The following is a 13900-nucleotide window of genomic DNA, read 5'->3' on the forward strand; positions in this document are numbered from 1 at the left end:
ATGTCGGATCAGCTTGGCTTCTCGGATGGACGCATGTCACCGAAGGTAGGTCGCGTGATCGGCTGGCTGAACAGCGCCCTTGGGACAGGCTGTTCGGCGAGCGCAAACTGCGGCTTCCCGAGTCTCCGTTGCACTCACATCCAGGCTAGCAGAGCCATCTCGCAACGATCCTCTGTGGGTGAGGACCGACACGCCTCCTCTCTGTTATCGATCCGCGCCGGTATCAGAGCGTCTCGCCACTCCCCGGCAGCGCGCGGTCGGGCAGCAGCAGGAAGCAGCAGCAGGCGAGCAGCAGCGCGCCCGCGCCGCACGCCAGCGCGGGCGTGTAGGTGCCGGTGGCGTCGTGCAGCCGGCCGAAGCCGATGATCCCCATCGCGGTGCCCGACAGAGCCAGCGGCATCGCGGTGCCGTAGATCTCGGCATAGGCGCGCAGGCCGAACAGTCGCGCCGCGAAGAAGGGCAGCAGGTCGTTCTCGGCACCGTTCATCAGCCCGGCGAGGAAGACGAGCAGCAGCAGCGTCGCCTGTCCCTGCGGCGCGAGCGCGAGCAGCACGAACGCCACCGCCGACACCAGCGCGAACCCCGCCGCCACGGGCTGCGGGCGCAGCCGGTCCACCAGCACACCGACCATGAGTCGCCCCGCGATCGCGCTCGCGGCGAAGGCGGTGAGCAGCAGCGCCGCCTGCGCCGCGCTCTGGCCGAACTCGATCCCGATCGGCACCAGCTGGGTCACCAGCCCGGTGGTAGCGGCATTGATCAGCAACGCTGAGGTGACCAGGATCCAGAAGCGCCGGTCGCGTCGTGCGTCGCGCGCCGACACGCCGCTCGCCTCGCTGGGCGGCGCGCGCGGCGCGACGATCGCACGCGGCGCGCGGCGGATCGCCAGCAGGATCAGCGGCAGCGCCAGCACCGAGCTTCCCGCCGCCAACGCGACGAAACCGTAGCGCCAGCCGTAACGTCCGATCACCCAGCCGAGTGCGGGAGCGGCGACGATGGTGGCGAGCGCCAGCCCCGAGGTGCCGAGCGCCAGCGCAAGCCCGCGGCGCCGTTCGAACGCCGCCGCGATCAGCTTGCCATACGCCAGGCTGCTCGTCCCCGGGATGGTGAGCACCAGAAGCACCACGCCGATCTGGTAGCGCCAGATCGCCCCGCCGATCGAGGCGAGCCACAGATAGGCGATGCCGAGCAGCAGCATCGAGGCGGTGATCACCGGCCGCACGCCGAACCGGTCGGCGGTGCGCCCGATCAGGGGCGCCGCGAGCGCGCCGAGCAGCGCGAGCCCGGCGGCGGTGGCGATCTCGCCGCGCGACCAGCCGAAGCTACGCTCCAGCCCCGGCGTGAAGAGGCTGGACAGATTCTGATAGAGGCCGGGGCCGAGGCCGGCGCCGAGCATCGCCGCCGAGACGAGAGGCCAACCCAGTCGCCACTCGTCCGTGCCCGCGGGCGGGGCACGTTCGGGGGCGGCGGGAGACGGTGGCTCGGTCAGCGGCGTGGTTCCTGCGTGCGGCGCGCGGCGCCGGATGGTCAACGCGGCCTGCGCGCTTTTGTTGGGCGACGCAACGCCGCTGCGGCACGCCGGCCGCGCGGTCCGGTCACAGCGCCAGACGCGTCGCCGCGCCCGCCGCGGCGAACAGCTCGGGTTCGGTCCCCGTCATCCACACCTGGCCGAGCGGGGCGAGCCGCTCGAACAGCGCGGCGCGGCGCGAAGGATCGAGGTGCGCGGCGATCTCGTCGAGCAGCAGCAACGGCGCGCGACCCGTGGCGCCAGCGACCAGCTCGGCGTGGGCGAGGACGATGCCGAGCAGCAACGCCTTCTGCTCGCCGGTCGAGGCGCTCGCGGCGGGGCGGGCCTTGTCGACGTGCGTGACGAGCAGGTCGGCACGGTGCGGACCCACGAGCGTGCGCCCCGCCGCGGCGTCCCTAGTGCGGCCCGCGCGCAGCTCGGCGGCGAGCGTTCCGGTGTCGCCGCTCCAGCCGGCGAGCGCGAGCGCGGCGCGCGGCACCGCGCCGGCGGGCTGCGCCGCCAGCGCCTCGCCCAGCGCCGCGACGGTGCGGCGGCGCGCGGCGTCGAGCGCGGCGCCGTGCTGCGCCATCTGCGCCTCCAGCGCCGCGAGCCAGTCGCGGTCGGGCACCGGCTCGGCGAGCAGGCGGTTGCGATCGCGCATTGCGGCCTCGTAGCGGGTGCCGTGGCGCGCGTGCTCGGGGGCGAGCGCCAGCGTGAGCCGATCGAGGAAGCGGCGGCGCTCGCCCGCCGCCTCCGTGAACAGTCGGTCCATCGCCGGGGTGAGCCACAGGACGGCGACCCGCTCGGCGAGCGCGCCCGCGCCCGTGGCGGCGCCGTTGACCCGCACCACGCGTCGCTCGGGCGCGCCCGCCAACGCGCCGGTGGCGAGGTCCACGCCGTCGCGCAGCGTCGCGGCCACGCCGAAGCCGCCCGGCCCGTCGGCGCGCGCGATCTCGGACAAGGCGGCGCGGCGTAGACCCCGGCCCGGCGCGAGCAGTGATACCGCCTCCAGCACGTTGGTCTTGCCCGCGCCGTTGGGGCCGGTGAGAATGACGAAGCCCGGCGCGGGGGCAAGGCTCAGCGCGGCGTGGTTGCGGACATCGGTGAGGACCAGGCGCGCGAGCATCGCCCGCGCCTGTAGGCGGTGCGGGCGTGAGCGGCAACGCGCCTCACGGTACCGCTGCCGGCGGCACGCGCGCAAGCAGGACCCGCCAGCCTGGGTCATGACGGCGGCGTGACGACTTGCGCCGTGCGGTTTGGCAGGCGATGGCCAAGGCATGTCCGACCATCCCGCTCCGACCCGCACCGGCCTGCTGCTCGGCGTCGGCGCCTTCGTCTGCTGGGGGCTGCTGCCGCTCTACCTGCACCTGCTCGACTCGGTGCCGGCGCTACAGGTGCTGGCCTATCGCGTGATCTTCTCGCTCCTGCTGCTCGTGCTGGTCGTCGTCACGCTGGGGCGCGGGCGCGCGATCATGGAAAGGGCGCGCGGGCGCACGCTCGCGCTGCTGACAGCGACCGCGCTGCTGATCGCGGTCAATTGGTTCGTCTACATCTGGTCGGTGCAGAACGGCCATGTGCTCGAGGCGAGCCTGGGCTATTTCATCAATCCGCTGCTCAACGTGCTGCTGGGAGTGGCGGTGCTGCGCGAGCGGATCACGCGGGTGCAGGCCGGCGCCGTCGCGATCGCCGGGGTGGGCGTGATCCTGCTCGCGCTCGACAGCGGCGGCGCGCTGTGGATCTCGCTCGCGCTGGCCGTGAGCTTCGGGCTGTATGGGCTGATCCGCAAGGTGGTGGCGATCGACGCGCTCGGCGGGCTGCTGATCGAAACCGCGCTGCTGCTGCTGCCCGCGGTCGCGATCGTCGGCTGGGCACAGGCGCACGGCAGCGGCGCCTTCGGACAGGACACGCGCGTGGACGTGCTCTTGGTGCTCGCCGGCGCGGTGACCGCGGCGCCGCTGCTGATGTTCGCCGCGGCGGCGCGGCGGCTGCGCTATGCCACGCTGGGGCTGCTGCAATATATCGGGCCGACGCTGCAGTTCCTCGAGGCAGTGCTGATCTTCGGTGAGCCGCTCCGTCCGGCGCAGCTGCTGAGCTTCGCGCTGATCTGGACCGCCTGTGCGCTCTACGCGGTGGCGGGCTGGCGCGCGGCGCCCGCGGCGGAGCGGGACGCATAGCCGCACCCTCTTGCCGCGCCTGCACGGCGGTCCAGGCCGAAGTCACCTGCAGGACCGTCGTCCCGGCCCTGAGCCGGGATTCATGATGCGGCGAGGAGAGCGGCCGGAGCGTGCGCGGAACGATGGATCCCGGGGCAAGCCCGGGATGACGGCAGGCAAGGTCTAGTGCGCCGGCCCCGCTCTGCTCACGCGGTCGCCCGACCCGCGCCGCCGAACGAGTCGATCGCGGCGCCGAGCTCGCGCCGCGCGCGGCGGTAGGCGTGCGGCTCGCGGATGCCCAACCGTGCGCGGGCCGCGGCCAGCGGCTCGTCGAGCAGCGCCCTGGGATCCTCCGCCACCAGCCAGGCGGCCGCACGGCCGTGACGATAGCCCTCCCATACCGCGCGTGCGAACAAAGTGCTGCGAGTCACGGCCAGGCTTTTGAGTGCGGCCGCGACCGCGATCAGCGCCCAGCCGAGCCCGCCGACCTGGGCGAAGCTGAACGCGACCAGCGCCGCCTCGCCGAGCGGGTCGTCGGCCTGATAGCCGGTGAGCACGTGCCAGAGATCGTGCAGGTCGCGGATGCGGCGACCCATCCAGCCATAGGGATGCTCGGCACCCCAGGCGTCGGCATGGTCCGCCTCGCTGACCGCGACGAGGCCATCGGCGGTATAGCCGGTGGTGACGAGGAAATCGCGATAGGCGGCGCCGACCGTGCCGGGCGCGTGGCGCGCCACCGCCGTGGGATCGGCGAGCAGCGCGGCGAGCTCGGCGCGCTCATAGGCGATCCGGCCGCCGGCCGCCGACGCGATCAGCCGCGCGTAATTGGCGGGGGCGTTGCCGGTGTTGAGCGCGCGCATGATGCGGAAGACCTGCCGCGTGTCATCGGGATCGCGCATCAGTCTCCGCACCGCGTCGAGCGCGCCGCGCCAGTCGCGCCGTCCGCTGGTGCCGGGGTAGGGGGGCATGCGGGTCACGGGAAAGGCTCCTTACTGACAGGTGTGTCAATAAAAGAGACGCGTTGCCTCCGTCAAGCGTCGGGCTCGGGGGGGCTTGTCCGGTCATCCGCATCGCCGCGTCGGCCCAGCAGCGCGGTGGTGGCGATGTCCATCGTCACGTTGCCGACGGTGCGAACGATGTCGGGGATCGTCTCCACCGCCACCAGCAGCCCCAGCGGCGCGATCGGCGCCCCGATCGTCCCCGCGATCGGGGCAATCGCGCTGACATAGCTCACCGTGCCGGGCAGGCTGACCGAGCCGAGCGAGGTCAGTGTCGCCACCACCACCCCGATGGCCAGCGTCGCCGGCGACAGCGTGACGCCGAACCAGGTCGCCACGTAGATCGCCACCGCCAAGTTCATCGCCGGTCCAGTCGCGCGGAAGATCGCGACTGCCAGTGGCAGCGTCACGCCGGCGACCCGCACGTCCACGCCGAGGTCGCGCGCGCCCTCGATCATCGCCGGCATCGAGGCGAGCGAGCTCTGCGTGCTGATCGCCACCGCCTGCGCCGGCAGTGTCGCGCGCGCGAAAGCGCCCAGCGGTAGGTGCGCACCCAGCCGCGCGATCGGATAGGCCAGCAGCATCACCGCCACGCCCGAGGCGCTCACGATCAGAATGTAATGAATCAGCGCGCCGAACGCCCCGGTGCCGGCGCGCGCGCCCACCACCAGCGCCAGCGCCAGCACGCCAGCGGGCGCGATCCACAGCACCCAGTCGATCACCACCAGCATCGCGTCGCGCAGCGCGGTGAACAGGCGCACCAGCAGGTCGCGCTGCGCGCGCTCGATCCGCGCGATCGCGAAGGCGAAGACCAAGGTGAAGATGATCAGCGACAGGAACGCGTCGCTCGCCGCCGCCTGGAGCACGTTCTTGGGGACGATGCCGGCGAAGAACTCACCCAGCGGCGGCACCGCCGGCACCGCGCTCGCGTCGGACAAGGCGCCGCGCAGCGCCGCGGCCGAGGCCGCGGGAAGCGGGACGAGCGCGAGCAGCAGCGGCGTCAGCAATGCGGCGATCGTCGCCGAGGCGGCGAGCAGCGCGACGTAGAGCGCGATCGCGCGCGCGGCCAACCGACCGGCGCGCGCCGCCTCCGCGGTCGCGGCGACGCCGGTGACCAGCAGCGAGACCACCAGCGGCACGATCGTCATCTGCAAGGCGTGGAGCCAGGCGGTGCCGAGCGGCTCGGCCACCGCCACCACGTTCGGCACCGCGCCGGGCGCCACGCGTGTCAGCGCGATGCCGGCGGCGAGGCCGGCGACCAGGGCAAGGAGGATACGGGTAGCCTGCGACATCAGCGCGCTCTTCGCCCTTCGTTCGTCATCGTTTATGGGAGCCCGTCAGCGGAGCGAACGGAAGAGGCGATGGCAAGGAAATATTTCGGCACCGACGGTATTCGCGGGCTCACCAACACCGGCGCGATGACCGCGGAGATGGCGATGAAGGTCGGCATGGCCGCCGGGCGCCACTTCCTGCGCGGCGCGCATCGCCACCGTGTCGTGATCGGCAAGGACACGCGGCTGTCGGGCTATATGCTCGAGAGCGCGCTGCAAGCGGGCTTCACCAGCGTCGGCATGGACGTCACGCTGGTTGGGCCGATGCCGACGCCCGCGGTGGCGATGCTGACCAAGTCGATGCGCGCCGACATGGGCGTGATGATCTCGGCCAGCCACAATCCGTTTGCTGACAACGGCATCAAGTTGTTCGGCCCGGACGGGTACAAGCTCTCCGACGAGGACGAGGAGGCGATCGAGGCGGCGATCGACGGCGAGGTCGCGCTGGCCGCCGCGGGCGAGATCGGCCGCGCCAAGCGGATCGACGACGCGCGCGGGCGCTACATCCACTTCGCGAAGTCGACTTTCCCCAACGACCTGCGGCTCGACGGGCTCAAGGTGGTGGTCGATTGCGCCAACGGCGCCGCCTATCAGGTCGCGCCCGAGGCGTTGTGGGAGCTCGGCGCCGACCTCGTCCAGATCGGGGTCAGCCCCAATGGACTCAACATCAACGATCGGATCGGCTCGACCCATCCCGAGGCGCTGTCGGCGGCGGTGGTGGAGCATGGCGCGGCGATCGGCATCGCGCTCGACGGCGACGCCGACCGGCTGATCGTGGTCGACGAGCGCGGTCGCGTGATCGACGGCGACCAGCTGATGGCGACGATCGCGGCGGGCTGGGCACGCGCCGGGCGACTCGCCGGGGGCGGGCTGGTCGCGACGGTGATGTCCAACCTCGGGTTGGAGCGGCATCTGTCGGCGCAGGGGCTGGGACTGATCCGCACCAAGGTGGGCGACCGCTACGTGCTCGAGGCGATGCGACGGCGCGGCTACAATGTCGGCGGCGAGCAGTCGGGGCATATCATCCTGTCCGACTATGCCACCACGGGGGACGGGCTGGTCGCCGCGCTCCAGGTGCTGGCCGAACTGTGTCGTGCGGGCGCGCCGGCGAGCGAGGTGCTGCACCGTTTCGAGCCGCTGCCGCAGCTGCTCAAGAACGTGCGCTTCGCCGGCGGCAAGCCGCTCGAGCAGGAAGGGGTGAAGGCGGTGATCGCCGAGGCCGAGGCCGAGCTGGCGGGCAGCGGACGCCTGGTCATTCGCCCCTCGGGCACGGAGCCGGTGATCCGCGTGATGGCAGAGGGCGACGATCCGCAGCAGGTCGAGCGCGTGGTGGACCGCATCTGCGACGCGGTGCGCGCCGCGGCGTGAGGGGGTAGGTGGGCGTGTTCCTCCTCTTCTTCCACCCCGGCGGACGCCGGGGTCCAGGTGGGGGACCGCGCTGAGTCCACGACGGCCTTCCCAACTGGACCCCGGCGTTCGCCGGGGGGGGCGGGGCGACGGCGGTTCGTCGCCTTAAGCCGGCAACGACGCCGAGGCGCAGGCAGTGTACTTCATACCACCCTCATCCCGCGTGACCTCGCGCGCGCACGGCGCTATGGCGCGCGCATGCTGGAGATGCGTCCCGATTGCGAGCGCTGCGGCGTCGATCTGCCCGCCGACGCGGGCGGCGCCTTCATCTGCTCGCTCGAATGTACCTATTGCGCCGACTGCGCCGACGAGCTCGACGAGCGCTGCCCGGGCTGCGGCGGCGAGCTGCTCGACCGCCCCGCGCGCGTCGGCGCGACGCTGAAGAAATATCCCGCCGCGACCGAGCGGCGCCACCGCGGATGATGCCGCGCGTGCTGATCGTCGCCGGCTCGGACTCGGGCGGCGGCGCGGGGATCCAGGCCGACATCAAGACCGTCACGATGCTCGGCGGCCACGCCATGACCGCGATCACCGCGATCACCGCGCAGAACACGCTCGGCGTCCAGGCGGTCGCGGCGCTGTCGCCCGAGATGGTGCGGCAGCAGATGGCGAGCGTGGTCGCGGACCTCGGCGTCGACTCGGTCAAGATCGGGATGCTCGGCGGCGCCGAGATCGCCGCGGCGGTGGCCGACGAGCTGGCGGGCGGGCGCTACGGCGGCGCGATCGTGCTCGACCCGGTGATGGTGGCGAGCAGCGGCGCGGTGCTGGCCGACGCCGCCACGATCGCGGCGTTCGAGCGGCTGGCGCGGCTCAGCGCGCTGGTCACCCCGAACCTGCCCGAGCTGGCGGCACTATGCGGGGTCGACACGCTCGCGGCCGACGACGTGGCGACGGCAGCACGCGACTATGCCGCCGCGATCGGGACGCCGCTGCTGGTGAAGGGCGGACACGCCGAGGGCGCGGTCGTGGTGGATCGGCTGATCGGTGCCGGGGGCGAGATCCTGCGCTGGGAAGCGCCGCGGATCGACACGCGCCACAGTCACGGCACCGGCTGCACGCTGGCGAGCGCGGTCGCGGAGGGGCTCGCGCGCGGCCTCGCACTACCGCAGGCGATCGAGCGCGCGCGGATCTTCGTCCGGGTCGCGCTGCGCGAGGCGCCGGGGCTGGGCGGGGGGCACGGGCCGATGGGGCACGCGCGCGTCCGGCTCGACGTCGCCGCGGCGGCGCCGACGCTCAACCAAGTGACGCTGCCGATGACCGACCACGCCGCGACGCTCGCTTTCTATCGCGGGCTGGGGCTGACGCCGATCGTCGCCAGCGATGAGCGCTATGCGCGCTTCGAGAGCGTCGGCGGCGCGACGCTGTCGATCGAGGCGGCGCAGGAGCTCCACGGCCAGCCGCTCGTCTTCCTCGAGGTCGCCGACGTCGATGCGGCGATGGCGCAGGCGCGCGCCGCCGGCGTCTCGGTCGAAGAGGCGCGCGACCGACCCTGGGGCTGGCGCGAGGCGCGGCTATACGATCCCTCGGGCAATGCTCTGTGCCTCTACCAGGCGGGCGAGAACCGCCGCTTCCCGCCGTGGCGGCTCTGATGCCGGGGCTGCTCCACGAGAAGCGCTGCGTGCCGCCGGTCGCGGGCGTCGACGAGGCCGGGCGCGGGCCGCTCGCCGGGCCGGTGGTCGCCGCCGCGGTGGTGCTGCCCGCCAGAGGCGTGCCGCGCGGGATCGACGATTCGAAGAAGCTTCCCGCGAGCGAGCGCGCCCGGCTTTACGCCCGGCTGCGCGACTGCGCGATCATCGGCGTCGGCATCGTCGAGCCCGCCGAGATCGACACGCTCAACATCTATTGGGCGACGATGAAGGCGATGACGCTCGCGGTCGACGAGCTGGCGCGCGCGCTGGGCGACGGGCCCGGGCACGTGCTGGTCGATGGCAACCGGCTGCCGCGCTGGGGCTATGCCGCCACCGCGATCGTCGGCGGCGACGCGCAGAGTCGCTCGATCGCCGCCGCCTCGATCGTCGCCAAGCACACGCGCGACCAGATCATGATCGCCGCGGCCGAATCACATCCGCAGTACGGCTGGCACTCGAACAAGGGCTACGGTTGCCCCGCGCACCTGCGCGCGCTGCGCGAGCACGGGCCGTCGCCGCTCCACCGCCGCAGCTTCGCCCCGGTGGCGCAGGCGGTTCTGCCGTTCTGAGTCTTTTCCGTCACACCACCATATATCGAGTCAACGCCGCCGCGGGTGACTCAACATATGGACGTGGACTCATCTTGTTCCGCTAGCGACTCGGCTTCCGTCCGCGAGTCGCGTGGTAAAAGGCGGCTTGACGGAGCGGCGTTTCGGCGGCCTCTTGCGCGGGCAAAGGGGAGCTGATCGATGGGGGTGATGGACAAGGTCGCGCGGTCGCGGCGCGCGGCGGAGCCGGCAGAATCGCCGCTCCCGCTCGACCAGATCGTGATGGGCGATTGCATCGCGGCGATGCGCGCGCTGCCGGCCAAGTCGGTCGACATGGTCTTCGCCGACCCGCCCTATAATCTCCAGCTCGGCGGCGAGCTGTTCCGGCCCGATGGCAGCCACGTCGACGCGGTGACCGACGATTGGGACAAGTTCGACACCTTCGCCGCCTATGACGCTTTCACGCGCGCGTGGCTGGCGGAGGCGCACCGCATCCTCAAGGACGACGGCACGATCTGGGTGATCGGCAGCTACCACAACATTTTCCGGGTCGGCGCCGCGGTGCAGGACCTGGGCTACTGGATCCTCAACGACATCGTGTGGCGCAAGGCCAACCCGATGCCCAACTTCCGCGGCACGCGCTTCACCAACGCGCACGAGACGCTGATCTGGGCGTCGAAGGGCGAGAAAGCGAAGTACACGTTCAACTATCGCAGCATGAAGACGCTCAACGACGAGCTGCAGATGCGCTCCGACTGGGAGTTCCCGATCTGCGGGGGGCAGGAGCGGCTCAAGAAGGGCGGGGTGAAGGTCCACCCGACGCAGAAGCCCGAGGCGCTGATCTATCGCGTCCTGCTCGCCTGCACCAAGCCGGGCGACGTCGTGCTCGATCCCTTCTTCGGCACCGGCACCACCGGCGCGGTGGCGAAGCGGCTGGGGCGTCGCTGGATCGGGATCGAGCGCGAGCTGGCCTATATCGACGCCGCGGCGGAGCGGATCGCGGCCGCACTGCCGCTCGACGAATCGGCGCTGGCGACGATGCAGAGCCCGCGCGGCGCACCCAAGGTGGCGTTCGGCGTGCTGGTCGAGAACGGCTATCTCACCCCCGGCACCGTGCTGGTCGACGCCAAGCGGCGGCACAGCGCGACGGTGCGCGCCGACGGCTCGCTGGCGAGCCTGTGCGGTGCCACCGGCTCGATCCACAAGGTGGGCGCGACCGTGCAGCAGGCGCCCGCGTGCAACGGCTGGACCTTCTGGCACCGCGAGGTCGACGGCGCGCTCGAACCGATCGACCGTGTGCGCCAGACGTACCTGCTGGCGACGCAGCCGTAAGTCTTCGGATTGAGGGTTGGCGCTCCTCGCCTGCAAGGGCGGCGCGGCCTTGGCTTGCCCCCGGCAAGCCAAGATGGTGTCCGGGGGGCACCATCTCGCCCGCACTGGCAGGCCGAAGGCCTGACGGACGGGTGTCGCCGGTGATTAGGCGCGGGACGTTCGCCAGCGGCGACACCCCACCGTCGCGCGGCGCGCGCCACCTCCCCTTACACGGGAGGACATCAAGACTGCCGCCGCTTGGGCGGCGTCGTTAACCGCGCTAGCAAGGGGGCACCGCCCAGCAGAAGGTCCGTTCGATGCGCCTCCGCCCCGTCCACTTCGTCGACGCGCCCTTCGTTTACCCGGAAGAAACCGTGGTGCGGCTCGCCGGCGGGCTGCAATGGTACGCCGCGTATGAGGTGAGCGGCGACGGTCCACGCCGCGTCGTCCCCGTCGGCGAGATGGCGAAGCTCGGCGATCGCGCCGCGTTGCTCCACGCGCGCTTCACCACGCCGCGCGCGCCGCTGATGCTCGGCGAGCGTGTGCTGCGGCTCGACCAGCCGCAGGTCGCCGCGATCCTCAACGTCACCCCCGACAGCTTCTCCGACGGTGGCGCGCACCGGGACGACCCCGCCGCCGCAGCCGCGGCGGGCATGGCGCTGGCCGGTGCGGGCGCCGCACTGATCGACGTCGGCGGTGAGTCGACCCGGCCCGGCGCCGCGCTCGTCTGGGAGGAGGACGAGGCGCGCCGCGTCGCGCCGGTGGTCGAGCGGCTCGCCCGCGCCGGCGCGCTGGTCTCGGTCGACACGCGCAAGGCGCCGGTGATGGAGGCCGCGCTCGCCGCCGGCGCGGCGATCGTCAACGACGTCTCGGCGCTGCTGTGGGACGAGCGCGCGCTCGACGTGGTGAAGCGCAGCGGCGCGCCCGTGATCCTGATGCACTCGCCCGATCCGAAGGCCGGTGGGCACGGCCGGGTGACGTACGACGACGTGGTCGGTGAGGTGTTCGACTGGCTCGAGGCGCGGGTCGAGGCGGTCGTCGCCGCCGGGGTCGATCGTGCCCGCGTCATCGTCGACCCCGGTATCGGCTTCGGCAAGTCGCTCGCGGACAATCTCGCGCTACTGAACGGCCTGGCGATGTTCCACGGCCTCGGGTGCGCGGTGATGCTGGGGGCGAGCCGCAAGCGGCTGATCGGCGCGCTCAGCAACGAGGCGCCGGTGGAACAGCGGCTCGGCGGCTCGGTCGCGCTCGCGCTCAAGGGCGCCGAGGCGGGCGTGCAACTGCTGCGAGTCCATGACGTGGCCGAGACGGTGCAGGCGCTGCGCGTCTGGCGTGGCCTGCGCGATCGCGCTCTTGTGGGGTAAGGGGCGTGCTCCCGCGCACGCAGCAGCGGAGAGCCAGTAACATCCGTGCCCGCGACGTTGGGCGTCGGCGATCGCCGGAGTTCGACGCGGCGCGTCCTCGGTTCGCGTGCCGGACAGCGGGTCTCCCAACAAGCTCTGTAACATTTGGTTTCGTACGTGCAACGGCCCCGCCTAACGCGCGTTAGCGCGGCATGATCGTTACAGCCGTTCCCCGCCTCACTCAGATCGTGCGCGAAGTCTGGAAGCCGCTGACCCTGCTGTTCATCTGGGACGTGATCGTGACGGTCACCTATTACGTCCTCCCGTTCAAGGCGCCCGAGCTGCCGCTGACGCTGTTCGGCTCCGCGCTGGCGCTGTTCCTCGGCTTTCGCAGCAATTCGGCCTATCAGCGTTGGTGGGAGGGGCGATCGCTGTGGGGGCTGATGATCAACGCCAGCCGGAATCTCGCGCGCGCCGCCCGCAACTTCCTCCCCGATCCGGACGGGCGCGACATGAAGCGCACGATCGTCCTGCGCCAGATCGCTTATGTGAACGCGCTTCGCTGTCAGCTGCGCAAGCAGAAGGCCGACGACGAGGTGCTACGCTTCCTGTCAAAGGGGGAGGCGGATTTCGCGCTGTCGCGCACCAACATCGCCAACGGTATCGTCGACGGCACCGGCCGGCGGATCGATCTGGCGCGCGCGAACGGCTGGATCGATACGATCCAGCAGGCCTCGATCGAGCGCGTGCTGATCGACATCGCCAACGCGCAGGGCGGCATGGAGCGGCTCAAGAACACGCCGCTGCCCAATCAATATCGCTTCTTTCCAATGGTGTTCACCCATCTGTTCTGCATCCTGCTGCCGATCGGGCTGGTCGAGACGCTGGGCTTCGCCACACCGCTGGGCTCGACCGTGGCAGGGCTGATGTTCCTGGCGGTCCTGGCCATCGGCGACGACCTCGTCGACCCGTTCGCCAACACCGTCCACGACCTGCCGCTGTCGGCGATGTGCCGCACGATCGAGATCGACCTGCTGCAATCGATCGGCGAGGAAGCACCCGAACCGATGACGCCCGACAACGGCGTGCTGTGGTGAGCACGCCGCCACGCAAGCGTCAGCGAACGTCCTCGACCTGCGGCAGATAGGCGGCATAGCCTTCCGCTTCCATGTCGTCGCGATGGACGAAGCGGAGCGACGCCGAGTTGATGCAATAGCGTAGTCCGCCGCGATCGCGCGGGCCGTCGTCGAACACGTGGCCGAGATGGCTGTCGCCATGGGCTGAGCGCACCTCGGTGCGAGTCATGAAGTGCGAGCGGTCGACGAGCTCGGCGACGTTGGCGGGCTCTACCGGCTTGGTGAAGCTGGGCCAGCCGCAGCCCGACTCATATTTGTCCGCGCTGGCGAATAGCGGCTCGCCCGATACCACGTCGACGTAGATGCCGGGCTCCTTATTGTAGAGCAGCTCGCCGGTGCCGGGCCGCTCGGTGCCGTTCTGCTGGGTGACGCGATACTGCTCCGGCGTGAGCCGCGCGATCGCCTCGTCCGTCTTGCGATAGTCCGTCATGCAACCTCCGTTGACGCATAGATAAGGAGCGCTGGCGCGGGTTGCGAGACCGTGGAGGGTGCTGAGCGATTGACCCGTTGCGGTGAGTCACGCGTCGCTGGAGCGATCGTG

13 protein-coding genes are annotated in these 13900 nt (G+C 71.5%); 8 read left to right on the forward strand and 5 right to left on the reverse strand.

Annotated elements, in window-relative coordinates; all coding sequences use genetic code 11:
• Positions 1–223: 223 nt before the first annotated feature.
• Together FHY03_RS16240 and recF are read right to left on the reverse strand one after the other, a co-directional pair.
• Complete coding sequence (locus tag FHY03_RS16240) at positions 224–1528, reverse strand: MFS transporter (RefSeq protein WP_183923343.1); 1305 nt, start codon at positions 1526–1528, stop codon at positions 224–226.
• Between the two features lie 64 nt (positions 1529–1592).
• Positions 1593–2630 carry a DNA replication/repair protein RecF gene (gene recF / locus FHY03_RS16245; RefSeq protein WP_183931687.1) on the reverse strand — a complete coding sequence of 346 codons (1038 nt, stop codon included), beginning with the start codon at positions 2628–2630 and terminating at the stop codon, positions 1593–1595.
• A gap of 151 nt (positions 2631–2781) precedes the next feature.
• Between recF and rarD the strand changes: the two genes are divergently transcribed.
• On the forward strand, positions 2782–3678 hold the full coding sequence (rarD, locus tag FHY03_RS16250) for an EamA family transporter RarD (protein ID WP_183931688.1): 897 nt from the start codon (positions 2782–2784) through the stop codon (positions 3676–3678).
• 185 nt (positions 3679–3863) lie between these two features.
• Here rarD and FHY03_RS16255 read toward each other — a convergent pair whose 3' ends face one another.
• Positions 3864–4625, reverse strand: a complete 762-nt coding sequence (locus FHY03_RS16255; RefSeq protein ID WP_221190291.1) for a Coq4 family protein — start codon at positions 4623–4625, stop codon at positions 3864–3866.
• 62 nt (positions 4626–4687) lie between these two features.
• Complete coding sequence (locus FHY03_RS16260) at positions 4688–5947, reverse strand: dicarboxylate/amino acid:cation symporter (protein WP_183923334.1); 1260 nt, start codon at positions 5945–5947, stop codon at positions 4688–4690.
• A gap of 69 nt (positions 5948–6016) precedes the next feature.
• Between FHY03_RS16260 and glmM the strand changes: the two genes are divergently transcribed.
• The 7 genes from glmM (at position 6017) to FHY03_RS16295 (ending at position 13320) form a co-directional block, all read left to right on the forward strand.
• Positions 6017–7354 (forward strand): phosphoglucosamine mutase, encoded by a 1338-nt coding sequence (glmM, locus tag FHY03_RS16265; protein WP_183923329.1) that lies wholly within the window; start codon positions 6017–6019, stop codon positions 7352–7354.
• A 237-nt stretch (positions 7355–7591) separates the two neighbouring features.
• A complete protein-coding gene (locus tag FHY03_RS16270; protein WP_183931690.1) occupies positions 7592–7816 on the forward strand; it encodes a DUF1272 domain-containing protein in 225 nt (74 codons plus the stop codon).
• Positions 7813–8982 carry a bifunctional hydroxymethylpyrimidine kinase/phosphomethylpyrimidine kinase gene (gene thiD, locus FHY03_RS16275; RefSeq protein WP_183923324.1) on the forward strand — a complete coding sequence of 390 codons (1170 nt, stop codon included), beginning with the start codon at positions 7813–7815 and terminating at the stop codon, positions 8980–8982. Before FHY03_RS16270 ends, thiD begins: the two co-directional genes overlap by 4 nt.
• Complete coding sequence (locus tag FHY03_RS16280; RefSeq protein WP_183923321.1) at positions 8982–9590, forward strand: ribonuclease HII; 609 nt, start codon at positions 8982–8984, stop codon at positions 9588–9590. The genes thiD and FHY03_RS16280 overlap by 1 nt, the downstream gene beginning before the upstream one ends.
• Before the next feature lie 180 nt (positions 9591–9770).
• Entirely contained in the window at positions 9771–10901 is a 1131-nt protein-coding gene (locus FHY03_RS16285; RefSeq protein ID WP_183923318.1) for a site-specific DNA-methyltransferase, read from the forward strand.
• Between the two features lie 296 nt (positions 10902–11197).
• Positions 11198–12244, forward strand: coding sequence for a dihydropteroate synthase (folP, locus tag FHY03_RS16290; RefSeq protein WP_183923315.1), 1047 nt, complete (start codon positions 11198–11200; stop codon positions 12242–12244).
• 191 nt (positions 12245–12435) lie between these two features.
• Complete coding sequence (locus tag FHY03_RS16295) at positions 12436–13320, forward strand: bestrophin family protein (protein WP_183923313.1); 885 nt, start codon at positions 12436–12438, stop codon at positions 13318–13320.
• A 19-nt stretch (positions 13321–13339) separates the two neighbouring features.
• Here FHY03_RS16295 and msrB read toward each other — a convergent pair whose 3' ends face one another.
• The gene (gene msrB / locus FHY03_RS16300) at positions 13340–13789 is read right to left on the reverse strand and encodes a peptide-methionine (R)-S-oxide reductase MsrB (RefSeq protein ID WP_183923310.1); all 450 of its coding nucleotides are present in this window, start codon (positions 13787–13789) and stop codon (positions 13340–13342) included.
• Between the last annotated feature and the right edge of the window lie 111 nt (positions 13790–13900).

The organism is Sphingomonas sp. BK345, from assembly GCF_014193845.1.
In the GTDB taxonomy this organism is placed as follows: domain Bacteria; phylum Pseudomonadota; class Alphaproteobacteria; order Sphingomonadales; family Sphingomonadaceae; genus Sphingomonas.